Annotated in this window: 21 protein-coding genes; 11 read left to right on the forward strand and 10 right to left on the reverse strand. The window is 39.1% G+C overall.

Annotation, left to right across the window (positions count from 1 at the left end; genetic code table 11):
- The 3 genes from M901_RS08510 to rpsP all read right to left on the reverse strand — a co-directional run.
- The coding region (locus M901_RS08510; protein WP_021277792.1) for a response regulator at nucleotides 1-259 on the reverse strand (259 nt) is incomplete at its 3' end.
- Between the two features lie 113 nt (nucleotides 260-372).
- Nucleotides 373-612: a KH domain-containing protein gene (locus M901_RS08515; protein ID WP_021277810.1), complete on the reverse strand. Its 240-nt coding sequence runs from the start codon at nucleotides 610-612 to the stop codon at nucleotides 373-375.
- 122 nt (nucleotides 613-734) lie between these two features.
- Nucleotides 735-959 (reverse strand): 30S ribosomal protein S16, encoded by a 225-nt coding sequence (rpsP, locus tag M901_RS08520; protein WP_021277808.1) that lies wholly within the window; start codon nucleotides 957-959, stop codon nucleotides 735-737.
- 126 nt (nucleotides 960-1085) lie between these two features.
- Here rpsP and M901_RS16475 point away from each other — a divergent pair, with 126 nt between their 5' ends.
- Nucleotides 1086-1772 (forward strand): TatD family hydrolase, encoded by a 687-nt coding sequence (locus tag M901_RS16475; protein WP_021277787.1) that lies wholly within the window; start codon nucleotides 1086-1088, stop codon nucleotides 1770-1772.
- Here the strand turns inward: M901_RS16475 and M901_RS08530 are convergent.
- Both M901_RS08530 and M901_RS08535 read right to left on the reverse strand, forming a co-directional pair.
- Nucleotides 1767-2177 (reverse strand): response regulator, encoded by a 411-nt coding sequence (locus tag M901_RS08530; RefSeq protein ID WP_021277788.1) that lies wholly within the window; start codon nucleotides 2175-2177, stop codon nucleotides 1767-1769. The two genes, M901_RS16475 and M901_RS08530, sit on opposite strands and share 6 nt — an antisense overlap.
- 18 nt (nucleotides 2178-2195) lie before the next feature.
- Nucleotides 2196-2684: a response regulator gene (locus M901_RS08535; protein ID WP_021277807.1), complete on the reverse strand. Its 489-nt coding sequence runs from the start codon at nucleotides 2682-2684 to the stop codon at nucleotides 2196-2198.
- Nucleotides 2685-2831: 147 nt separating this feature from the next.
- On the opposite strand from M901_RS08535, the gene M901_RS08540 reads away from it, so the two are divergent.
- Nucleotides 2832-3881: a tRNA-dihydrouridine synthase gene (locus M901_RS08540; RefSeq protein WP_021277805.1), complete on the forward strand. Its 1050-nt coding sequence runs from the start codon at nucleotides 2832-2834 to the stop codon at nucleotides 3879-3881.
- A gap of 17 nt (nucleotides 3882-3898) precedes the next feature.
- Here the strand turns inward: M901_RS08540 and M901_RS08545 are convergent, their stop codons facing one another.
- Together M901_RS08545 and M901_RS08550 are read right to left on the reverse strand one after the other, a co-directional pair.
- A complete protein-coding gene (locus tag M901_RS08545) occupies nucleotides 3899-4360 on the reverse strand; it encodes a MerC domain-containing protein (RefSeq protein WP_021277814.1) in 462 nt (153 codons plus the stop codon).
- Nucleotides 4361-4386: 26 nt separating this feature from the next.
- Entirely contained in the window at nucleotides 4387-5292 is a 906-nt protein-coding gene (locus M901_RS08550) for a serine protease (protein WP_021277799.1), read from the reverse strand.
- A 159-nt stretch (nucleotides 5293-5451) separates the two neighbouring features.
- Here M901_RS08550 and M901_RS08555 point away from each other — a divergent pair, with 159 nt between their 5' ends.
- Entirely contained in the window at nucleotides 5452-6618 is a 1167-nt protein-coding gene (locus M901_RS08555) for a response regulator (protein WP_021277809.1), read from the forward strand.
- A 9-nt stretch (nucleotides 6619-6627) separates the two neighbouring features.
- Here M901_RS08555 and ffh read toward each other — a convergent pair whose 3' ends face one another.
- A complete protein-coding gene (gene ffh, locus M901_RS08560; RefSeq protein WP_021277798.1) occupies nucleotides 6628-8067 on the reverse strand; it encodes a signal recognition particle protein in 1440 nt (479 codons plus the stop codon).
- A gap of 12 nt (nucleotides 8068-8079) precedes the next feature.
- Nucleotides 8080-8751 carry an HAD family hydrolase gene (locus M901_RS08565; RefSeq protein ID WP_034721432.1) on the reverse strand — a complete coding sequence of 224 codons (672 nt, stop codon included), beginning with the start codon at nucleotides 8749-8751 and terminating at the stop codon, nucleotides 8080-8082.
- Between the two features lie 54 nt (nucleotides 8752-8805).
- On the opposite strand from M901_RS08565, the gene M901_RS08570 reads away from it, so the two are divergent.
- From M901_RS08570 to M901_RS08605, 8 genes are all read left to right on the forward strand, one after another.
- Entirely contained in the window at nucleotides 8806-9891 is a 1086-nt protein-coding gene (locus M901_RS08570) for a tRNA-dihydrouridine synthase (RefSeq protein ID WP_021277811.1), read from the forward strand.
- 210 nt (nucleotides 9892-10101) lie between these two features.
- The gene (locus M901_RS08575) at nucleotides 10102-12357 is read left to right on the forward strand and encodes a hypothetical protein (RefSeq protein WP_021277812.1); all 2256 of its coding nucleotides are present in this window, start codon (nucleotides 10102-10104) and stop codon (nucleotides 12355-12357) included.
- A gap of 188 nt (nucleotides 12358-12545) precedes the next feature.
- Nucleotides 12546-17441, forward strand: a complete 4896-nt coding sequence (locus M901_RS08580; RefSeq protein WP_021277790.1) for a hypothetical protein — start codon at nucleotides 12546-12548, stop codon at nucleotides 17439-17441.
- Nucleotides 17442-17591: 150 nt separating this feature from the next.
- Complete coding sequence (locus M901_RS08585) at nucleotides 17592-18611, forward strand: hypothetical protein (RefSeq protein ID WP_021277804.1); 1020 nt, start codon at nucleotides 17592-17594, stop codon at nucleotides 18609-18611.
- Nucleotides 18612-18745: 134 nt separating this feature from the next.
- A complete protein-coding gene (locus M901_RS08590; protein ID WP_034721434.1) occupies nucleotides 18746-19492 on the forward strand; it encodes a hypothetical protein in 747 nt (248 codons plus the stop codon).
- Nucleotides 19489-20433 carry an endonuclease/exonuclease/phosphatase family protein gene (locus M901_RS08595; protein WP_021277803.1) on the forward strand — a complete coding sequence of 315 codons (945 nt, stop codon included), beginning with the start codon at nucleotides 19489-19491 and terminating at the stop codon, nucleotides 20431-20433. Before M901_RS08590 ends, M901_RS08595 begins: the two co-directional genes overlap by 4 nt.
- Nucleotides 20434-20514: 81 nt before the next feature.
- Entirely contained in the window at nucleotides 20515-21828 is a 1314-nt protein-coding gene (locus M901_RS08600; protein WP_021277802.1) for a S8 family serine peptidase, read from the forward strand.
- Nucleotides 21829-21921: 93 nt separating this feature from the next.
- Nucleotides 21922-22677 (forward strand): hypothetical protein, encoded by a 756-nt coding sequence (locus tag M901_RS08605; protein WP_021277795.1) that lies wholly within the window; start codon nucleotides 21922-21924, stop codon nucleotides 22675-22677.
- Here the strand turns inward: M901_RS08605 and M901_RS08610 are convergent.
- The gene (locus tag M901_RS08610; protein WP_021277813.1) at nucleotides 22666-23781 is read right to left on the reverse strand and encodes a PQQ-binding-like beta-propeller repeat protein; all 1116 of its coding nucleotides are present in this window, start codon (nucleotides 23779-23781) and stop codon (nucleotides 22666-22668) included. The genes M901_RS08605 and M901_RS08610 overlap by 12 nt on opposite strands.
- Between the last annotated feature and the right edge of the window lie 2 nt (nucleotides 23782-23783).

A 23783-nucleotide genomic window follows, 5' to 3' on the forward strand; every position in this document is an offset into this window, starting at 1 on the left:
CAGATGAAAGAAAGAAAGGTGGAAGCTTCTCACCCAGTAACTCTCTGGCCTTAGTATAGAATTGTTCACCAGACATCTCTGGCATTTTTGAGTCAGAAATAATGACATCATATTGGTTTTGAGACAAGAGCTCTAAAGCATCGGGAGCATTTGTTATCCCAATCACTTCATGCCCTTCCATATCAAAGGCATCTGCGCAAAGATCGAGAAGATCTTGCTCATCATCAACGAATAGAATTTTCAACTTAGAATCTGGCATAGAGGTATTATGAACTGGTTAATACCTAATACAAAGTTAAGATTTGGTAAAGAAAAAGGCTTCCGATGGAAGCCTCTTTAGTTTGATATATGATTGATTTTGTAAGCTATCAATTATTCGATAATTTCAAGAACTGATCTCTTCTTAAGCTTCGTAGAAGCCGCGTTAAGAATCGTTCTAAGAGCTCTTGCCGTTTTCCCTTGCTTACCAATCACCTTACCTAAGTCTGATTTATCAACCTTAAGTTCGATAACAGTTGTTTGCTCACCAACGATTTCACTTACGTCAACTTGATCTGGCAAATCAACTAGGGCACGACTAACGTAATCAATTAAGTCTCTTAGTTCACTCATTCTGATACTCTCTCTTATATGTCTTTTTAACCGTTGTTAAAAAGGATCAAATTAAAAACAAATACTAAATTAAAATATTTTATCTAATATTTCAAATTAGTTTAAAGTGATTTTGTTTTTCTTTAAAAAGAGTTCTTACAGTATCTGAAATTGTTAGCACCTTTAGAAAGAAGTTCAGTGATTCTTTCGGCTTTAACATCTAAAAGCTCACCACTTTCTAGGTGTGGGTTGTATTGTCCAAGCTTTTCACTGAAACGTCCATCTCTTGGGTTTCTAGCGTCAGCTGCTACGATTGTGTAAATTGGCATGTGTGTTCTACCACCACGTTGTAATCTAATTGTTAGCATTAAGTACTCCTACTTCTATTTGAACACGAATTATATATTCTAATTAAACGTTGTAAAAATAATATGTAATATTAAATAAATCAACTACTTTTTATCAGACAGACAATGTATTAAAATCTTTATAGGATGACAAGAGAAGATTTCAAAAATGCAAAATTTATCGATATCCATGCTCACAGGCAACTGGAACAGCAAGATACTGTAATCATTTACAGCTTTGCGCCCGGTCTCAATGAACTTCCTCCAAAAAAGACCCTCTTTTCAGCTGGAATTCACCCATGGAATATGAACGAGATCGATATCTCAGAGAGTTTTCTGCAAATTACCTCTCTTTCAAAAAATCAGGAGCTTAGGTTTATTGGAGAAAGTGGGCTCGACTCAAGTATCGAGATTCCGCTCTCAGAGCAAGAAAATCTCTTTCTCAAGCATTTTGAACTCAGCGAAAGCACTAAGCTTCCTCTCATCATTCACTGCGTGAGACAGCTTTCTCGCCTCTTAGAAATTAGAAATAAGAGAAGGCCTCGCTCTTCTTGGATTATTCATGACTTCAATGGAAACCAGCAGATGATTGAGCAATGTCTAAGAGAGGGATCAAATAAGATCTACTTTAGTCTTGGCCCAAGATTTTTCAAGAGTCCCCATTCAAAAATAGCAAATTCATTAAAAAGTCTTCCTCTTGATAGAGTTTTCTTTGAAACTGATGACCAAGAAGAAATCAATGTGAAAATGATTTATGAAGAGTTTGCAAAAAGAAACCAGATAGAAATCTCTTCATTGAAAGAGCAAGTTATCAAAAACTATAAAGCACTATGAAGCTTCTCTGCCATGGAAAGTTGAGCTAATCTTTTTAAGAAGTGTATCGGCCTTAATAGGCTTGACCATATAATTATCTACCCCCGTACTTATGGCCTGAATGACATGCTCACGATCATTATCATAGGTGATCATAATAAAAGGAATGTCTTTAAAGCGTGGGTCAGTTCTCATTTGTGCTAAGAACTCAATTCCATCCATATCAGGCATTTGCCAATCGGCCAAGACCAAGCAAACGGGATCAAAATCTTCAAAACTTTCCTGGAGTATCTGTATTCCTTCTCTCCCATCATGGGCCCCGACAACTTTCTTAAAACCTTTTTTGCGAAGGATAAGTTTGATATGGTTTCTTGCATCTAAGCAGTCATCGACTACTAGAATTTTCATGGCGGGACTTAGTTTCATTTGCCCTCTCTTTGCACTTTAGTTGAGTGCGAGTTCTTCCTTCTTTTCCTTATCTTCTTCTTCGTTTTTTGAGCGACTTGATTGGGAAGAGAGTTTATTCTTTAAAAGCTTATGCCAAAGATCGAGGAAATCAACACAACTCTTGATCGTCTCTTGAAAGGCCTCTTTGTCTACAGGCTTATTGAGAAAATATTTTGCTCCACGATTAAAACAATCAATGGCGGTCAAAAGACGATCATCTCCAGACAGAGCAATCACTTGAATCCCCTTTTCCATTTTAAGACAGCGGGTAATAATATCGGCACCATTTCTATCTTCAAGGTGAAGGTCTGTAATAACAATATGGACCTGATGCTGTTCTACAAAGGCCATGGCCTCTTCTGGTTCAGTGAAAGCACTAAAAGTAATTTCATCTCCTGAAATTTGTGATAAGTATTTCCATAGTAGATTAAGAATAGATTCGTCATCATCAATGATCACAATCCTAAAGGGACGACTAAAAATCATGGGCTCTCCCTAAGAGCGAAATACTCACGCTCTTGGTTAACTTTTCTTAATTATATCAAATAAACATCTTTAATTGATGTATATTTTAAGGCAATAAGCGACTGTTTTTCTAAATGTCGCAATAAAGTATAGGAACTGCTGACCGTCATGCTTAGTCCTCAAGATCAATTTAGAGAACTTCTTAACTACCCCATTGTACTTGCACCAATGGTAGGTCTGACTCACGTGGCAATGAGAAAGTCCTTAGCAAAGTATCTTCCCCAAGAGGCAAGAGTAATTTGGCCAACAGAGATGCTCAATTCTCGAAGGCTACCTGATCAAGAACTTGGAGAGACCCCTGAAACTCTAAAATGGGATGGTGATGAAGGCCTTTGCCCACAAATCCTAGGAAATGATGAAGGCTATATTAGAGACTCTATTGCCAAGCTCACTCAGTGGGATGCCAAGGCAGTGGATATCAATATGGGATGTCCAGTTAGAAAGGCCTTAAGGCATAACTACGGTGTCTCTCTTATGGGTGATATTAATTACGCAAGTGAAGTCGTTTCCATGGCGAAGAGACATTCAACAATTCCCATATCAGTTAAAATTAGGGCCGGTCACCAAAAGGACTTAGACTATCTTTTAAACTTCACTCATGCTCTGATTCATTCTGGAGCGAGCTGGCTATGTCTTCATCCAAGACTTGCAAGTGAGAAACGTAAAGGTACTGCGGACTGGTCGCAAATTAAATTATTAAAAGATAACCTCAGTGTGCCCATCATTGGAAATGGAGACATCCAAGAAGAGGATGATATCAAGCGTATGCTTGAACAAACGACATGTGATGCCGTGATGATAGGAAGGGCCCTTTGTGCTAAACCTTGGCTTCTGAGTAGCCTTGCCAAAGAAATGAATATGAGTCTCTCTCCAGAATGTGAAGAACTCATCCCAAAGAACCCTCGTGAAAGAGCAAGTGCCTATGGTGAATATCTCAAAGACTTTGTAGATAATTGTTTTGAGTTCTTTGATCAAAAGAATGCTCTCAAAAGAATTCGCTTCTTTGTTAAAGTTGGATCGCCATGGCTGAATTTCGGGCATCGTCTCCACACGTCTATTCAAAGACTAGAATCGCAACAAGAGATCCAGAACTTCTTACAAGAGTTCTTTAAGAATACAAGTCTAATTCAAAGTTCAAGAACTCAGCTTCGCTATTAGAGTTTAAAGAATGATTGCTAGTGGTGACAAGTATTGCAACGACACAATTTAATATTGAGAAGGTGGGCACCAACAAGTGAAAGGCCACCTACAATTGAAGCGGCCACTTCAATCATCTCTCCCGTTTCATGGGCCAGGTACTCATGGGCAAGGTGTCCAAGAATCAGAAAACCAATTCCCACAAGACCAATATAGAGAGGTCTCTTATCCGAGTGAACTTTTAACTTCGAAATAAAAGCATAGAGTCCTAGTGGAACAACAGCAATGAAGCCTAAGATATGAATCCACTCTTCTTCAAAGTACTGACCAATAGATGGTGCAAAGATCATAAGAAGCGGAATGGCCATACAGTGAATACAACAAAGAACAGAGAGAAAAATACCGGCGCGATCAGCACTTTCATCCTCAACCTTTTCCAGCATCTCAACAGAAACTTGAGGGGCGATATTTCTTAATTTTGTTGTTTCTAGTTCTTCCAATTTCACTCCAGTAGTAGTCTTTTATCTTACTCAGCTTGGAAGTTGTCAAGGATAGGATTGATATTAGTCACCCCTTCGCCTTTGACAAAGTCATACTCGTAGAGGCAGGATTTCCCGGCCTGATCACAACGATTAACCCTTTGACACTGTGCTTCTTCATCAAAGATATAATCGGTCTTACCACTTACTAAAATTCCGACAACATCTCCTAACTTGTTAAAAACAGGACTACCTGAGTTTCCTTGAAAGGAATCAAGAGAAGCATAGAATTTATTTGCTTTAGGGTTATATTCAATAACTTTTCCACCCGGAGCCACCTTTTTTGGAAGCCCAGAGGGATGACCAACAACAATAAGCTCAGAATCTTTCGAGATTTCCTTGCTCATTGAAAGAGGCTTAACTCCACTCACTTTGGACTTGAGCTTAATAATGGCAAAGTCATTACTAAAAGAGTAGTTCGCCACAAGAACCTCACTACACTCATAGACTTTAGAGAACTGAACTTTATAATCAACGGCCTTTGTTTGTGTGTAGTCAAAAACCCAAACATAGTCTTCACAGACCTTATCCGCATTTCCGTAGTATGGAGAAGGCATCGCCTTAAAGCAGTGCCCGGCGCTCACTAAAGTGTCCTCAGAAATGAGAAAACCGGTACAATCTGAAAGCACTGGCTCTTTAACAAATCTTTCGTCTTCACAAAGACTATATTGCTCCCCGAGAGTAAAAACACTAGTTTGCTTGAAAACCTTGTCAGAGGCCTTTGGAACAAGCAGCTTACTCCTCTTATGCATCGAGGCCACGGCCTTGGCCCTCACCTGCCAAAACTCTGAAGAGTCAGAGACACTCATACGATTGTCCTGGCCATAGACAACCTTATTTTTTGCAAATGTCGCCCCTTGAGAAAGAAGCATTGTGATGACTAAATATTTCAATTGAAACTCCTAATAATTGAATACTTATAATAGTTGGACACGCTTTTAAAAGGCTGTGAAAAAAATTACACTCAAAATATATTTTATTGGGAACCAAAAACTAAGGTATACTATTGAAAATCCGATAATAAGTATTATTAATTCAAGCTAGGTTTTGCCATGTCATTTAACTTTGATGCCCAATTTGATGAACTCAAGAATGAATATCTCCACTCGATTGTAGATGATCTCGACCAAATTGAGGGAAGCTTAGTCAAAGATGATTTTTCCAATGAAGATGTCAAAGAGGTTTTTAGAACTATCCACTCTCTAAAAGGTGGTGCATCCTCTCATGAGATGACAACGCTTGGAACAATTTGTCATCACTTTGAAGACTTTATAAGTTCACATCTTTCTAAGTCACCATCAGAATCTAAAACAATTGATCACGCCCTTAAGTATGTTGATCTTCTTAGAAATATTGTTAAGGACTACAAAGACAATAATCAATCTAACTTTCAAAAATATGCTGATATCATGGCCGAGCTTCGTGTGGGAGATGTCGAAAAGCATATTGAATATAAAGGACGCGTCCTCGTTGTCGAAGGGACAACAACGATGGCCAATATTATAAAGAAAGGACTTTCAAGTACAGGATACGATTGTACCCTTACCAAGAATGGACTTGCCGCCTTTAATAGACTTGTCACAGAGAAATTTGATGTACTCATCACAAGTTTAAATATTGAACAACTTGACGGGATCTCATTGATTACCGCAGTGAAATCTACCAATAATATGAATGCCAACATTCCGACGATTGTGATTTCTGCAAGTACTAATATCAAGGATCGCTTTCCTAAAGAGTTTAGACCTTCTTATATCATTGAAAAGAATACTCAATTGATGGGAAATCTTGCAGGCATACTTGAAAAGTCTATTTCTGGTGAAGAAGACGGTATGATTAATGACGACACAGTAGGACCTGAAAAGATTCTCTATGTTGAAGATGACCCTCGTATGCAAAAGCTTTTTGACTTGGCGATGAAGAAGTACGCCCATGTTGAAGTTGAATTTGCCTCAACTCGTGAAGAGGCCATCAGAAAGTGCAAGTCCTTTAAGCCAGATATTCTGCTCTTGGATAATTTTCTAAAAGGCTGTACAGGCCAAGATATTTTTCACGATGTGATTGATTTAAGAATTCCTTCGATCTTTTTAACGGCCAGTGAAGCCGCAGTGGATGTAAAGAGTTTATCGAAGCATAAAGAGTATTTAGGAATTATCACCAAGCCATTTAGACCTGGTGCTATCTATGGTCAGGTTTCACGATTCTATAAGAATCGTTAGGGCCGGTGGCTAAAAAAAGCCACCGCCCCATGGTCCACCCTTTTTACGTTTCTTCTTAGGTTTTCCCATTCCAGGCATACCAGGCATTCCCCCTGGCATTCCTCCAGGCATCCCCGGCATTCCAGGCATCCCGCCACCTTTCATCATTTGCATCATTCCGCCCATCATTTTTTCCATCTGCTTAAACTTAGCGATAAAGTCTTTAACCTGAGCGATAGTATTTCCAGAACCCTTTGCAATTCTTTCAATTCTTGATTCTTTGATAATCTTGTAATCTTGTCTTTCTTGCTTTGTCATTGAGTTGATAATGACACGCATTCTCTTCATCTCTTCTTCGGCTGGACTTAGGTCTCCAATCTGACGAAGCATTCCACCCATTCCAGGAATCATTTTAAGGATACTTCCCATTGAACCAAGGTTCTTCATCATATCCATTTGCTTCATGAAATCATCAACAGTGAATTTACCTTTTTCAAGGTTCTTCATCATATTTTCGGCATCATTCTTATCAATAGCATCTTCTGCTTTTTCAACAAGAGAGAGAACATCACCCATATCGAGAATTCTTCCGGCCAGACGATCTGGGTGAAAGAGTTCGAGGTCTTTCATCTTCTCACCAATTGAGATGAACTTAATTGGAACACCAGTAACATGCTTAATTGAAAGGGCCGCACCACCACGAGCATCAGAGTCCATCTTTGAAAGAACAACTCCTGTTAGCCCAACAGTTTCGTGGAAACTCTTAGCAACATTAACCGCTTCTTGCCCTGTCATGGCATCTGCTACCATGAGAACCTCTGGCTCATAACTCGAAAGCGACTCGCGAACTTCTCTGATTTGTCCCATTAGCTCTTCATCAACGTGAAGACGACCGGCAGTATCGATAATGACAACGTCATAATTATTTTCTTTTGCATAGGCCATGGCATCTGCAGCGATATCCTTAGGGTGCTTGCCAAGGTCGCTATCAAAAAAGTCCATATCCATACTATTAGCAAGGGTCTTAAGTTGATCCTTTGCTGCAGGCCTAAAAGTATCGGCCGGAACAAGAAGAGACTTCTTCTTGTCTTTATTTCTTAAAAAGAGTGAAAGCTTTCCAGAGAAAGTTGTCTTCCCCTGTCCGTTGAGACCAACGATAAGAACTGGAGTTGGACCAGCACCATCGATATTGAGAGTTGTATTTTCATCTCCCATAACCTTCGCTAGCTCATCATGAACAATTTTAACAAACTGCTCACCAGGATTAACTCCTTTGATAACCTTTTCACCAAGAGCTTGTTCTTTAACATTATTAACAAAACTCTTAACAACTTTAAAATTAACATCAGCTTCAAGAAGAGCCGTTTTTACCAACTTCATAGTCTCTTCAATATTTGACTCTGAAATCTTTCCCTTTCCGGATACATTCTTAAACGCTTCTGAGAACTTCTCACTTAAATTATCAAACATGCTATGCTTTCCTTATCCAATTAAATTTTCTATCAGTTTTACGCAATCTTGGGGTGTTTTTGCAAGGGCCGTAGGGTCATATTTTGCTAAATACTGCTCTAAATCATCATGGGCCCAACACGCAGCAATACTGGCGCAGCCAAATGATTGAGCTCCATAAATATCTGGATAGCTATCTCCAATCATTACAATCTTAGATTTCTCATACTCTCCCACCATTTGCTCAAGCCCCACTGCAGAAGGCTTTGGCTCGCAATCATCGAGGCAACGAAACTCAAGAAAGTGCTTAGCAACACCTAAATCCTTTAAAATTCGAAGTGTTGACTGACGATCTCTTGCTGTCCAAACGTAGAGTTGATAATTCTTATTAAGTAACTCCTCTATCAGCGCCTCAATTCCAGAGAATAAGCGAAATTGATTTCTCTGTTTTGCGGCCACTTCACGCCAAGTCTGTATCAGCTTCATTTGAAGATCTGGATCATTTTCTGGGGCGAGCTCAAAATTATGAGCGACCGTAACAAGATCGGCAGCATATTTTTGCTTGGCCTCTTCTAAACTAACAGGGCGCTCAAGAATAATCGTCATCAACTCGGATAATCCCTCATAAATAGAATCAATAGATGAAATAAGCGTGCCATCGCAATCAAAGACGACATGACCGCGTGGATTTTCTAAATAACTCATATAATTATTGCTCCGGTAATTGACGAAATTCAGTGTCACTGTTAAATGATGCCTATGGCAAATAATCTCACTTTTTCACCATCTCTTCAACAGAAGATTGATACATTAAAGGCTAGACGTACTAAGGTCAAATTAGGATCTATTGAATTCGATTCTCCCTTATTGCTGGCACCTATGTCGAGTATCTGTACGGCACCCTATCGTCTTCTTATGGAAGAGTTAGGATGTGGTGGAACAGTAAGTGAACTTGTTTCTTGTCATGGTATCAACTATCAGAATGAGAAGACTCATAAGATGCTTGAGATACATGAAAGAGAAAAGAATATTGGTCTCCAGCTCTTTGGTGAAGATCGTGAGGCCATGGCAAAGGCCGCTATTGTGGCCCAAGAAAGAAATCCTAAGTTCATTGATATCAATATGGGATGTCCAGTAAGAAAAGTTGTTTCTAAAGGTGGAGGCTCTGCCCTAATGAAAGATCCGACAGTGCTAGGACAATTCTTTTCAACAATTAAGAAGGCCATCGAAGTACCTCTTACGATAAAGATAAGAACCGGATGGGATGCCGACTCGATCAATGCCCCTGAAATCGCTCACATTGCCAAAGAAGAGGGAATTGAGTTCTTTGCTATTCACGGTAGAACAAGAACACAGGCCTATAAGGGTCAGGCCAATTGGGAACTTATTGAAGATATCGCCGCACAAGGAATTCTTCCTCTCATCGGAAATGGTGATCTTCATACAGCAACAGCGACAAGAGAGAGAATGCTTTCAACCAATTGTGATGCTCTGATGCTGGGACGTGGTCCTTTAAGAAATCCTTTTATCTTTCTAGAGTCATACCTTACACCCGAAGATGATATTTTCTTTACAGCTAAAGACTATTTAGAAGTCATCGAAAGATTCAGAACCTATATGGAAGATTATACTGATCGAGAAAGAACTATTCTTATCACCCTGAGAAAGAATATTGTTTGGATGGCCGCGGGGTATCCCAATGTCGCTCAGTTTAGAAATGATATGTTCACAACACCTGATCTTGATGGAACTATGGAAGTGACTCGCGAGTACTTCGGCTCACTAGGAAATACTCCTAAGAAGATCGACCACTCTAAGGCCTTTATGGCCGGTGGACACGGTTAGTGCCAACTTCCTTTTGCACCTGAAATTATTCAACTCTTAATAAAGATTTTTGATTCTACGACTGCTAACTAGTTGTTATTTCTAAACTCTCTCTATTTAAATATTTCTAAAGTTAATTTACTTCTTAACCGACAAGTTAAGTCAGAATACAGTATAAATATGAGAGCGAGTTACAACAAAAACCACATTCTTCTAATCTTGGGATGTCTAATGATGACAACCAATCCAGCTTATTCGCAAAGCTGTGACAAACTCGCGCAAGAAATTAAAAATATCAATGACAAACAAAATGAAGAGACCTTTGAATTCAAAGGAAAGCCTATCACTCTAAAAGAGGCCAAGGCACAAAGAGATGCAACACTTGCTAAAGCACTTGCCCTCCAGGCCCTCGTTAATATTAAAAAAGATTATAACGATGTTCAAAAGCAATTTGGAACTCTTAATCTAGAAAACCTATTAACGAAAGATGCCCTGAAGGTTTTTAAGAAGGCCGAAGAGAATTTTGACAAGGTCTATAAATACGGTTTGATGAGAAACTACGTCAATATGATGGCCCTTCAACAGACAATTGATAAGAACTACGAAACCATTATGGATGGTAAGGACAATAGTTATACTCCAGACCTTGATAAACCAATGGAAGATCTCTTTGACTATACCAAGTCATGTGATCGTAGGATTGTTGGAAACCATGTGGCCTCAATGTCATTTGGTTTAAAAAATAACCTCAATGAATATGTTAATAAACAAAGTACTCCCGAAGCCTTTTCTCAAAGAGAGCTGATTATCAATCAACATAAGCAGCTTTGTGATAATGCAGAGGTGATGCAAGATCTTTTTGAAAGTGGGAAGATGCCAATAAGTGAAGATCAACTTAGATCTGAACTAAGTAATCTCAACCAACTCTATGGTCAGATGGTAGTTGATGGTGACAAGTCCTCAATGAGAGATGAGGTACACAAGCATGCTCAACTACTCAATGGTTATCATACAAGTGGTGCAGCAGGCGTTAATAATTCTTATCTTCAGCAAATGATTGCGCAAAGAGATCGCCGCCCGTTTGAAAGAGATTTTAAAATTGCCTTTGATATGGTCAATATTCAAAATGGTGGTGAGCTTGCGAAGGCTTATGAAGAAACAAGAGACAAGAAACTTAAGGCCAGTGAAAGTGGTCTACGAGGACCTACTCCACTTATTGGGTCTAAAGATACACCAGAAAATAGAGAGTACTACAAAGGGATTCAACAAGGTTACGCGAATCTAAAAAAATGTGAAATGATGGGAAATGTCGAAAAATGTCGTGCCCTTCTTAATAGCGACAGTATGAAGGATTTTAAAGACTTCATCTCAAGCAATGCTTCTCTGGTTGGAGAAAACTCTATTGGTCAAAATGCTATTTTTGATATCGATAATCTAGCAAAAAAGAAAGAAGATACCCTTAATGACAAAGTCGCTGCGAGACTTGGTGATATTGATAAGAAACTACAGAATCTAGGGAAACGCTCAGGAGCTACAGATGTTGATTCTCTAAAGTCACTACAAAGCTATCTTAAAGAGTATGAAGGTAGTGCCCTTGGAAATTGTGCAAATCATATTAATGGAGCAGTTGTTCAAAAAGCAAAGCTTGGAGAATGCCTTGCTAATAACCTAACTTCGGAACTTGTTAATAAAGACCTCGCTGTACTTTCTAAAGATGTTGCGGCCTATGATCAGGCCATCGCTCAAGCTTCAAGAAAGTCACCGACTTTTGCTGATTACGAAAGAATGAAATTTATTGCTTCAATAAATTACTCAAGTCGTTGCGATAGTGACTATGAGGCTTCTTCAGTTAATCTCATCTCTCCAGGTGATGGTTGTCTAAGCAAACACATGGGTAATCTACAAAGCACAAAGATCTCAGGGCTCTTTAAACAGACAAATAGTGCTATCTCAGACTACTTTGCAGATAACTTTCTCAATGAGATTGGCGATGGTGGAAAGAGCTTTGTTAAAGACAGAGACCTTTGGGTAAGACTTTCAAACTCTTATTGTGAAGGAATTGATCATACGACGAAATGCTCAGAAGAAGACAATCCTATGTGTAATACTTGTGTTTATACAGTGAAACACAGACAGGAAGTCTTTAAATACCATGAACAATCAGAATCTAAGAAACTTAGAAAAGGTGTCTATAGAGAATGGGATCCGGCCAGAAAGAGAATGGTCCTTAAAGAGCACCCTATTTCAAATCTATGGACTCATACGGCGATGTACTTTTCTAAGAATATTGGAAGCTTCATGACTCCTAGAATTGGTATGTGGAATTTTAAGAGAAATCTTCTTATGGCAGAGCAATCAGGAATGTACATGAAACAGCAATACCACTGGCAACAGCAAATTAAGGATATGAGCCTTAGTAACCCAACTCTATTCCAGAACTTCTATGGATCTTATCCACAGGGAATGCCGATCACGACGAGCCAATAATTAGTGTCGCTTCCCCTCAATAAAAAGCCCCTGTCCAAAAACCGACTTTTTCGATTTTTCCCTTTAATTTCCAGTAATTGCAGTGAGCGAGGGATATTTTTGCTCCCTTAAATTTAGGTTTCTCTTATACAATTAAACTATTGATATTATTAACCGAAAAGAGGTATCGGAAGGGAAATAATTTAAGGATGAAGAAAGTTATATTACCCATATTCACGATTGCCTTGCTGCTAATCACAGCTTGTACACCTCAAAGTCCAAATTCGACGAGGAAGAGCTCTTCTGCGGAAAGTTCATCAACTGATACAAGTGACCCTACATCGGGAACGGGATCAACTGTAACTGATCTACCGACAACCTGGTATGCTGATGGGACCTCTGTTGCAGGAGTCCTAACTAGAAACTCAATTAACACCGCTTCTTTCTATATTAGAGGAACGGCAATTCAAAACTATATTACAAATAATAGCAAACAGAATTCAATCTTCTGTTTAGTGACAAGTTTTCAATCAACAGATCCTTCTGTTAAAAAGTACCAACTTAGACTTAGGGCCCTTCCAATCACCCTTCTCGGTACAAGTGAAGTTGTTCTAAGAGTCGATACAGCTTCAACAAGTGATAATAGTACCTTCTGTAATGGAAATAGTATTCCAGCTTACACTGCGGCCGGAAATCTTATCTCTTCTGTTAATGCAAGTGATGCGGCCTATACTCTGGCCGAAGTTTGCCCAAGTTGTACTTCTACTTTTACTTCCTCAAGAGTTAACCTCTACGAATCAAATTCAGGAACAATTGCTGCGAGTACAGCAATCTCTGAAACATCAATCAATCTTAGCGGACTAGGTCTAAAGATTGATAATACTAACAACTCTTCAACACCAACTAGCTCATGTTCTGATACTTCTTGTCAGGCGCAAGGATTTGATTGCTGTCTTCAAGGTCAATGTGTGAATGATGGAGTGCTAAAATCTAATCCAGATACATCACTCTACTCTCAGGCAATTATTGACGTTGCAAAGAATCCAATCAACTTTAAGAACTGGCCAACTGTTTACAATGTTTGTTCGGCAAATACAGGTAGTGAGCCACCATCAAGTGGTGATGATGATACATCTGATCCTATTGATGATGCTCAACAACAGCTTCTCAAAGATATTGCAGACTATGAATGTCTTGAAGAATTTAAGAGCTCAGGAACAGAGACAAAGTGTGATCCAGACCATCAAACAGTTCAGTTAGAAACTTGGAGAAAATGTGGTTGTCTTCTCGACCTGACAACGAATACACCTCTAGATCCTCGTTGCCCTGACTACGGTCTAAAGGCCATCCTGGATGCTAGTAATAATATTGTAAAGATCGAATGTGATGTCCCTCCTGTTGTGAGTGACCCTAAACCATTCCAAAATTTAAATGTTAGTGTCTCTGCAAAGACAGCTCCTCACCGCTTCTTCGCTTCAACAGGGACAGTCTATGATGATCTCGAGCAAGTACCTTCGGGAACCAATCAAGAAGGAAGTGAATTCTCGTATCTCGATAATACAAATAAAGTTGCACCAGTCGCAACTTCATATGAAATGAATGCAGTATTAGGGCAAATGTCTCTTGCCCTTGATCAGACACTACCCGCAACAAAAATCGATGTGGACTTAGATCAGTCATATATTATTAGTGTGACGACTGCCTACTACACGCCATGTGATACATGCCAAAAAGACCCATGGTTTGTGGCCTTTAGTGCGCAACCAGATATCTACCATGGAAATGGACTTGGTTGGCAAAACTATACGACAAGTCGTTCAACTTTTAGTGATAATGGTTCAAATGGAAATTACGAAGATACAATCTTTGGAAGGGCCTGTTGGTTACCACCAACAATGATTCCATTTACTCATCAAAAGAATACCAATGCAGGATTGCAACGAAGAAATCGTCTTTCATCACAGGCGGCCCTCTTTGTTAATGGATACCAAAGAGATTGGTATGGATTTAATAAGGGTGCTCTTATTGCCTCATTTGATGGTGTAAAATGGTTTGCTGTTGGTGCGGGAAGAAGGGTTCGTTCTACAACAAAGAAACTCTTCTTAGCTATTAATGCTCCATTTGCTGATCTTGCGCAACCGACAAACTTCAGTGTGACTGTTATCCAAGACCTTGGAGGTCAAACAGCGGCTGATTACGACTATGACTTTAATAAAGGCCTTACAGACTCAGGTCAAAATGCAGGGGCCAGTTGTCAGTATATGCACCAATGTAATGTTGATTCAGACTGTGTTTCAAAACTTGGTTGGGAATACACATGTGCTGATGTCACAGATCTAAAGACAAATTGGCCAGTCTTTGATATCAACGCCGATGAAAAATCGAACTCTTCGCAGGACTCAGTAACATTTGGAGATATTATCTTCGGTGGACTAAATAACTCTGCACAAAAGAGATGTGTCTATCGTGGTGCCGGTGCTCCATGTAAGCTTGACTACACGGCCAATATTGCAAAAGAAAATACTCAGAAACTTCTGACATGTGCCCCTAACTTCTATTGTGCACAATTAGACTCTTCTAACTTTAATACGGAAGTAAATAGAGAACCAAATCAGCCTTCAACAATCCTCTATGGACAAGGGGCAAATATTCTTGGAAGACCTAAGAAATATGTAGGGGCCTCAAATTCTCTTTCAACAGAAATCAGAGCCAACCTACTCGCAAATATGCAAAACTATGATGCAACAGCAACACAGGCAACATTTGGTATCTGTCGTCCAGGTAAGTCACTTGTTGCAACAGATCACCTTAGCCAACATCAGGCAAAGGATCCTTCTTTAAGAACAGACTATATCTCACAAATTGGAAGTTGTAATTCAACGGCCACGGGAGATGCGAGAATTTCAAGTTGTTCTTTTATCGATCCTTCAGGAAATTATGATCATAGCAATACTGCCGCTGCCCTAGTTGAAAAACACCGACAAAACATGTGTGCGGCCGAGAGTCAAACAAGCACAGGGACAAGTACTTTTGATAGTATTGAAGGACCTACTCTCTTTGGTTCAATTTCAATCACAACCCCAACAATGGCCGGTAACGCCTGCTTTAGAAGAGCGGGATCAGTTTGTCAGACAGATTTAGATTGTGCTCCAAATGCTCTTCATGCAGAAGTGGCCGGATCACTGGATAATGCTGATTTTGGTGATACTCTCGCAGAGTTGAACTTTTGGAAAGAAGATCTTGTCTGTGGTCAGGCCCAGACGAAGCCAACTCTAACGACAGCAGGAATTGCAGATTACCTTGCCTATGACCTTGGTCAAAACCGTTGTTGTCGTGAAGTTAGTAAGGACTTCACAATGTATACGAGTCTTTCTGGAGCAACGGCCAGTCAAATAAGTGGTTACGAAGCAGAAAACGCAAATCTAGATACAAAGGCCTATCCATATAATGACCCTTCGGCAACAGGTCGTTACTCAAGATATGCTATTGCAGATAGAACTCTACCAACAGCGGACGATCCTACAACAACGGCCCTGCCAAAAGTTGAAGTTGACTCTGATAATGACGTCTCAAATGAGCAGTGGAAAACAATTGCTCAAACTGGAGAGCTGACATGTTGTGGTGGAGGTTTCATTAGAAAATTTGATGATGGAACAAATGACTGGTCAAATAGAAATAGACTCCGTCTCTCACCAGAGAACTTTGCCTGTTTAAATTATTCTACGAAACTCTATAAAGAAGAGAACCCTGGTGCGACTAAGGCCAACTGGTCACTTGATTTTATCAACCTCTGTCTCTACCCAGGTACAACAAATACAGGTGCTTCAGGGCTACTTGGATGTATCCAACAATCAATAACGGCGAATAATTTAGAAGATACATTCCAAGCTCCAGCAGCATTTCCTGGAATTGGTGCAACAGGAACACTTTCAACAAACCCTGGTTCTGACTTTGATGGAAATGGGACTATTGATCCTAAATTAATGATCAATGAGCACGTCTTCTACCCTCCAACAGTTTATCAAACAAATGGGTTTACCAGTGGACTTCTTATCTTTAGAGATTCTGCTAACTATGCAGGACTAAGTTCAGATGATCGTGTTGTGGCCTTCTATCTACCGGCCTATATCACGGACCTTGCAAGCATTACAAATGTTGATGCTATCCTAGCAGGTGAAAATCACTCATCGACAAGAAACCTCGCCAATATTCTTCCAGAGGCATCTTGTAATGAAACCAATGTGAAATCAAATGGTGAAAACTGGTGTATTGGAAGAGATGGGACGAGACTCTTCTTCGCCGCTCATATTACGACAGATAGCAATCCTGGAAATGACTGGGAATGGGGTTATCTTGATATCACATTCAATACGAATTACGATGCAAATGCGACAACTCCTGGATCAGATAAGTTCTATGAAGATCGTCTTGCAAGATTAGAGCTTCTTGGTATTCCACAGATCACATATGATCCAATTGCTTGTAACGATGATAGCACTGAGCTTGTACCAGGAATCTTTGCCCCAACGACAACAGCGGCCTTCTCTGCCCTAGATACACCGGGTGGAAAAGTACACTACAAAGAAGATGGATCAACTATTACTCTTGGTAAGATCTTTGCTGCCAATGACTTCAAATGTTGTGCAAAACTTGGATCAACAGTAAATGTGGCCTCGAGATGTTGTTCAGGATTTGCGGCATCATCTGATGGTGGTGGACTGACATGTAAACTACCTGCAGGTACAAATTTAAATGTCTATCTCAATAAATTCATCTCAAGTGAGTCTAACACTTCAGATAACCCAGACCTGAGTATGTCTGATGACGACTTTAACGCTGAAACAGGTTATCCAAAGTACTCTGAGACAGTTTATGCAAAAGTAAGAGCTATTGGACAGGCCTACTGTGAAAATGGGAATGTCAAAAATGGTGGAGCTTTTGGAAACTTCTTCCCTCAGCCAAATAATGGCTCATTTGTCGGAGATGGTGCTGAATCATACTACTCTATTGTAGACTCAATCTTTGACTTCGATAGCAATACCAACGCTGGATATGGTGAGTTCATGTCTGGGTACCGTTGGAATATCCACCAATACTGCGAATAAGACTGTAAAATCCCTTAGAGACTGTCTAAATCTTAGACAGTCTAAAATTTCTACACTACCTCATTTCAATAACTTTCCCGCTACATTTTTTGGCATTGTCTTTGCTTATATATCGGTACATAGATTTAACTAAACACAATGGAGTAAATCATGAAAGGGAAACTACTGGCCTTGACAATTCTGTCGACACTGGCCTTCTCAGCTCAGGCAAAAATGAGTTGTAAAATTTTGATGGACGGCTTCAAAGCCGACAAGAAGGAAACTATCTACGACCTCACTGATCTTGAAAAAGAAAAGTATAACAAGTGTGTTGATAGTATGAACCTACTGCCAAATTCATTTAAAGCATTTGAACAAAGAACTGAAGCAGAGGCCAACAAACGTAACCTAGACTTTAAAAAGAAAGAGCGTGCAAAAAAAGATAGAGCAGAAAGAGAGAAAATTGCTCAAACAAGACAACTCTATACTTTTACTGCAAGTGAGCTCGAAGAGATATTTAACAAGCCTGTATTCGCCTACAGACTAAAAGAGCATATGAGATTCGAAAAGCTAGAAGGTAACCTTCCAAAATTCAGAGAGTCTCAACCATTATGGGAATTAGAAAAGCTAACTGATATCAATGAACTTTGTAAGGCCATTGGAAAAGAGTATAGCGACAAAGATAATAAGCTTGAACTTCACGCTGTTAACGGAAAACTAGACTACCGTGATGGAAAACTCGAAAGAGACAAGCTTAATGAAACTGGAGTCTACATCCCAGATTCATTCTGGACCTCTTACGATCTTTTTGAAACAGATAAGAAGACAAGAGATAAGATCAAGAAAGACGGTTTCAGAAGACTTAAGATTATGGAATTCACTGAGGTCACTTGTGTGGCAAATGATAATAAGAAAGATGATTTTGAAGATATTAAAGCAGAAATCATCATTACAAATGGTGACAAAGAAGTTTCAAATCGTGCAGAAGAAGATGACTTTGAAGTCATGGTATCAGAAATGATTACCGGAGAATCTTCACCAAGAGCTGCAGATGAGACATTCGACGAGTTTGATGAAGACTTTAATGATAGTCCAAGATTTGAGACAGAAGCTGACGAATGGAAACCAAACCTCTCAGGAGACTGTATTCCAGGAATCGACTGTCCAATTGATGGAACAGTAGAAAGATAATAAAGAATAAATAAGCTTGATCCCCCCCTAAGATCAAGCCCCCCTCCCTATTGTGTTTAAAATGGTCCTTACCGCCCCCCTATCGGTAAGGACCTTTTTTTGACCCCTCTAGAAAATTACTGTTAGAATAGAGTGTGCAAAAAACTTTTCTTCTTCCCCTATTCTTCTCTCTTTCCACAACCCTTCAGGCTGAAACGGAGGTCAAATTCCTGCCTCATATGGCCATTCATATGAATAAGGGCTGTCAACAGAACTCAAGCTGTACAATAGAGTTAGGGAAAGTAAATCTCGAGTGGAACGAGGCCTTAAAATCTCGTAAACAATCTCAACTCAATAAGTTTCAAAAGAAGTACGGGCTTCCTATCAGTTTCTGGACGACAGAGAAAGAAAATAAAACCATGGTGACATTTGACTCTCGCTGCTCTAAGCATAGAGTAAAAGATAAAGAGATATATGAGGCCACAATGTTTATTAAGAGTTCAAATGAACTCTTAAAGAATAAGAAGATCCTACCAAATCTTGCGATTCGTGAAAGAGATGGTCAAAGTTACTTTATTCCAAGAAAGTCACTTCCAATACTTTTAAAAGATAATGCTTTAGTTTTTAACCAAGATCATGAGGGTGCATTTTACACTCTCCATGTTTTCTCAAATAAATCTCACTCTAATAATAATGAGAAGAAGAAAAATCATTACCTGGCCACCTTCAAAACCCCAACGGCCACTGATATCAGAGAGGCCCAATGTCCAAAAGAGCTAAGAGAGAAATTTATCTCTAAACTCTCAAACCCAAGACTTTACCAGTCGACATTTTGTAAGGATATTTGGAATCAAAATACGAAGAGCTATGAAAGATTCATCTTTGGTTGGAGTTGCCTGTGAGTTTAGAAATTTGTGTCTACAATATTGAAAATCTCTTTATCCAAAAGGCCTCACCAGAACTTCCTCCTTACACCCCTTATAAGACAGAAGAAAAACTCAATCAACTCAAGAAGGTCTTTGAAGATATTAATGCTGATATCTACTGCCTCAGCGAAGTTGGAGGAATTGAAAGTCTTGAATATTTTAATAAGCACTATCTGGACGACAACTATCACTGTGCCCTAATCGAAGGAAACTCTGATAGAGGTATTGAAATTGGCTATCTTATCAAAAAAGGCTTAAATTTAAGATTTGCTCAATATACATATAGAAATCATCCTATCGGTTTTAATTATCCCCATGAAAAGAGATGGGCCGAAGAAGATGGCGAGTACAAACTCCCAACCTACTATATGAGTCGAGACTTGAGCGAACTTCAAATCTTTTCTCATGAGGACAAGGAGAAGAAGAATCCAATTGGGATTATTTTCCTTGTGCATCTTAAATCTCAAAGAGATCCAGATGGAATTGATCCAAGAAGTCAGCGTCGTCGTGAAGCAGAGTTAGAATTTAGCCTTAAAAACTTTTACAAGACCCAAGAAAAATATCCCAATATACCAATTATTATCTGTGGGGATTTCAATGGGAATGCCTCAGAGTTTTCAACTGACGAAGAATTTAAGAAAATCTATGAGTACTACCACTTAAGCGATGTCCTAAGTATCGCTGACCTTCCTCAAGATAGAAGACCGACTTACTTTCTCTTTAATGGACAGAATAAACTTCCCATCCAACTAGATTATGCTTTCATTGATAAGAACAAATCGCACCTTGTTCAGGATATCGCAATCTATCGCTATAAGAATAATAATGACTCGGTGAAGCAACTGCCGCGCACAAAGTATGATGTCTGGAATAATCCTTCTGACCACTATCCTATTGTATTTAGGTTAGACATTTAGATTTGCATCGCAGCATGTTTGACGAGACTGGCCACAATTGTTAGAAATTTAGGACAACACAGAGACAATCAAGGGGAAATGATGTTTAAAAAACTCGCTCTATTATTAATAGGACAAAGTTTAACACTCGCTTCAACAGTCGCAGTTCTAGATAATCAAGTTGATATTCACCATATAAAACTAAGAGATCATCTCTGGATCAATCATGTCGAGAAATTAAATAATCAAGATGATGACAATAATGGATTCATCGATGATATTCATGGGTGGAGTTTCGTTAAGAACTCTAATCAAGTCTTTGATTATAATGATACGACAGTCTTTCCTAGTGAAGTCTATCTCTACTATGAAGTTAGAGCAAAGAAGACTCTTGGAACAATCACAGAGGCCGAACTAGATTGGTATAATAAAATTAGAAAAGATCCTGAGTTTGTCGAAAAAAGAAAGGCCTTTAGCAAGTACTCTCATGGCTCTCACGTAACTTGTCTGGCCGTCAATACGAAGCAGATGCCTGAGGAGCTATCCAAGGAAGATCTAACCTTTATTCCAATTCAATACCTGGGAGAGCCCACAGAGGGAGCTTTCGTAAAGCCAGAATTCAAGGCCCTTGAAAAAGGATCACAAGAGCAGAAGATCGCCCATATTGAATCTTATATTAATAAGTATATTATTTGGATGATTGGAAAATTTGATGTCGCTTCAGGATACGCAAAGGATAAGGCCCAGGTCATCCACGCTTCTTGGGGACAAGGTTACTCAACAACTCAAAAGATTGTTGATGGACTCTTTGAAGAGCAATTTGGTGAAAGCAAAAAAACTCAAAACCAATTTGAAGAAATCAAGAAAGAGATAAGTGATAATTTTATTCGTGGACTTCTCAAAAAAGCCACGACTCTAATTAAAGAAAATAAGAATAATCTCTTTGTGTTTTCTGCTGGAAATAAGAAAGAGGACACGGATAAAGAATTACACTATCCTTCAAGTATTCAACTTCCAAATGTCATCAGTGTGGCAGCAAGTGACCAAAATAATGAGAAGGCTTACTTCTCAAACTTTGGAAAGAATACAGTCTCTGTTTTTGCTCCAGGTGTTGCAGTAAAGAGTTGTGTCCCAGGAGATAGAGAACTACCAATAAATGGAACAAGCCAAGCGGCACCTCAAGTAAGTGCCCTAGCGCTGAAAGTGTTCTCTTTACTCGAAAAGTACAAGCTCAACCAAAACCCAGAGCTAGTAAAGGCCATCATTCTCAATACTGTCGATAAGAATGAAGCTCTTAAGGAATTTAGTGTCTCAAGTGGAATAATCAATTCTCAAAGGGCCTTTATTGCAACGAAGTATTTAACTCAACTAAGTCTTAAGGACGCCATTAAGCAGGCCTACCAAGACTTACCCTAGTTCGCTACTCGGACTTAATTCTTTAAAATAAATCTCAAATATTCCGATATCAGTTATAAGGGGCACTATTGCCCCCACTGATTCGGAGTTGATATGAAAAGAATTTTTCTCGTAACAAGCCTTCTGATGCTCGCAAGTTGTGCAAGTACATATAGAAGACCAGAGTCAATTAAAGAGAAAATGGCCAGGTATAAATCGAGGTCAGTTAGTACAAATAAAATTCCTAAGTATGAAGTTGAATCATTCAGCTACTCAAGAGGAAGGGTCCCGGCCAATGCTTATAAGGCACAAGGACTAGACTATAGTAATAAGAATCTCTATTTCCTCTCTCTTTATGAGCAATATGAGTCATTCACAGAACTCTATCCTGAATACAGAAAGGATATTAAGCATTGCCCTGTCTATCACCAAGTTCTTCTTGATTACAAAGACACACCAAAGAAATGGAGCTGGTCTAAGAAGACAAAGAGTGATTACCAGAATAAGACCATTGTGAAACAACTTCCAAACTCTTCATCTTCAATCCCTATTGCAATGAGAGATCATATGGATAGAAATTACGAAGAGCTATCACAACTGTGCTTTACAGGGGCCAGTGATAATTACTATATCTATGAGAACCTGATTGAAATTACTAAGAAGAATAAGCTTGGAAAGAATGCTCAAGGGGTAAACTCGCTACTTAAAACGACTCTCTTCTATAATGAGACTCTTTTAAATACGATTGGGGAAAAATCTCGTGCTCGCGCTAAGGGCCGTGGACTTGCTTCAACTAAGAAGAAGGTCAATTATACCCAAGAGGCCTTAACTAGGTTAAAGGCCAATTGGGCAACAAAATTATTTGAATAAGTATAATCTATTACGAGAAGAGAAGATGGCCAGAGAGTCATCTTCGACACTCGTATGACCAAATACTGCTGAATAAGCAGATCCAAGATCAAATTTATCAATTAGCATGAAATTCTTGTTAAGATAGAAAACTTCCTTACCAATTGTTGTTACGATAATACCACTCTTCCATCTTTTGATAGAACTAATTGGCTTATCAGTAAGCTTAACTTCTTTTTGAATATTAAAACCATCATCTAGGGCGACGATCTTTCCATCAATTGTTCCAAAGAGTGCAAACTCCTCAAATAGAGTTGCGTCCCTATTCGTTGTGAATGGAAGTCTCTTAAAAAGAATACCACTTTGAGGCGCGATAACTTCAGCTTGTCCATTTACAGAGCTGACAACTAGCTTACTTCTAAAGAATGAAGGAGACATGTCAACGTCGATAAATTTATCGGCCGAAGACATTTTCTTTTCCCAAATCACTTGCCCCTCTTCTAGAGAAAAGGCCACCAGATGCCCATCAGCAAACCCTACAAAAACGCGATTGGCAATAACCAGCGGACGCGATGTTCTTTGTAGTGTTGAGAAGTAAGGAACTGATCTCTTATAAGTCCAAAGAATTTTTCCTGTCTTTGCATCAACAGAGAAGATCTTATGGTTTCTTGTGTGGATGAGAAGTCTTCCCTTGGCCACAACCGGAGTTGCATCAACAGCAGAGCCTAAGTCAAAAATAAAATCAAATTTACCTGTGACTAAATTCTTTCCATACATTCTTCCATGGATATCACCATAGATGAGAACGTCTTCATGAACAATTGGTGCTGAATGCATGGCCCCCATAGTCTTTTCTCTCCAAAGGAGGCGACCATTTTTTAGGGAATAAGCGTCCATAAAACCATTATTATTACCAACGTAGACAATCCCATTATGAACTAGTGGGCTACCTAGGTTAATTGGTAAATTACCTGTTTGGTAATTTGGATCGAGATTCTTAATCCAAGTAGCATTAAAGTGCTCTTTTTGAACTGATCCTGGTCTTAACTCTAGCTTCTTAACTTTTTGAACAAAAGCACAAGAAGTCAGAGTTAATAATAAAGTAGTGAATAGTATATTCTTCAATG

The sequence above is a fragment of the Bacteriovorax sp. DB6_IX genome (genome assembly GCF_000447775.1).
GTDB lineage: Bacteria > Bdellovibrionota > Bacteriovoracia > Bacteriovoracales > Bacteriovoracaceae > Halobacteriovorax_A.

Excerpts from the sequence above, each read along its gene's own strand:
- M901_RS08515 (WP_021277810.1), bottom strand. The coding sequence starts at position 612 with ATGAGTGAACTAAGAGACTTAATTGATTACGTTAGTCGTGCCCTAGTT.
- rpsP (WP_021277808.1), bottom strand. The coding sequence starts at position 959 with ATGCTAACAATTAGATTACAACGTGGTGGTAGAACACACATGCCAATT.
- M901_RS16475 (WP_021277787.1), top strand. The coding sequence starts at position 1,086 with ATGACAAGAGAAGATTTCAAAAATGCAAAATTTATCGATATCCATGCT.
- M901_RS08530 (WP_021277788.1), bottom strand. The coding sequence starts at position 2,177 with ATGAAACTAAGTCCCGCCATGAAAATTCTAGTAGTCGATGACTGCTTA.
- M901_RS08535 (WP_021277807.1), bottom strand. The coding sequence starts at position 2,684 with ATGATTTTTAGTCGTCCCTTTAGGATTGTGATCATTGATGATGACGAA.
- M901_RS08540 (WP_021277805.1), top strand. The coding sequence starts at position 2,832 with ATGCTTAGTCCTCAAGATCAATTTAGAGAACTTCTTAACTACCCCATT.
- M901_RS08555 (WP_021277809.1), top strand. The coding sequence starts at position 5,452 with ATGTCATTTAACTTTGATGCCCAATTTGATGAACTCAAGAATGAATAT.
- ffh (WP_021277798.1), bottom strand. The coding sequence starts at position 8,067 with ATGTTTGATAATTTAAGTGAGAAGTTCTCAGAAGCGTTTAAGAATGTA.
- M901_RS08565 (WP_034721432.1), bottom strand. The coding sequence starts at position 8,751 with ATGAGTTATTTAGAAAATCCACGCGGTCATGTCGTCTTTGATTGCGAT.
- M901_RS08570 (WP_021277811.1), top strand. The coding sequence starts at position 8,806 with ATGGCAAATAATCTCACTTTTTCACCATCTCTTCAACAGAAGATTGAT.
- M901_RS08575 (WP_021277812.1), top strand. The coding sequence starts at position 10,102 with ATGATGACAACCAATCCAGCTTATTCGCAAAGCTGTGACAAACTCGCG.
- M901_RS08580 (WP_021277790.1), top strand. The coding sequence starts at position 12,546 with ATGAAGAAAGTTATATTACCCATATTCACGATTGCCTTGCTGCTAATC.
- M901_RS08585 (WP_021277804.1), top strand. The coding sequence starts at position 17,592 with ATGAAAGGGAAACTACTGGCCTTGACAATTCTGTCGACACTGGCCTTC.
- M901_RS08600 (WP_021277802.1), top strand. The coding sequence starts at position 20,515 with ATGTTTAAAAAACTCGCTCTATTATTAATAGGACAAAGTTTAACACTC.
- M901_RS08605 (WP_021277795.1), top strand. The coding sequence starts at position 21,922 with ATGAAAAGAATTTTTCTCGTAACAAGCCTTCTGATGCTCGCAAGTTGT.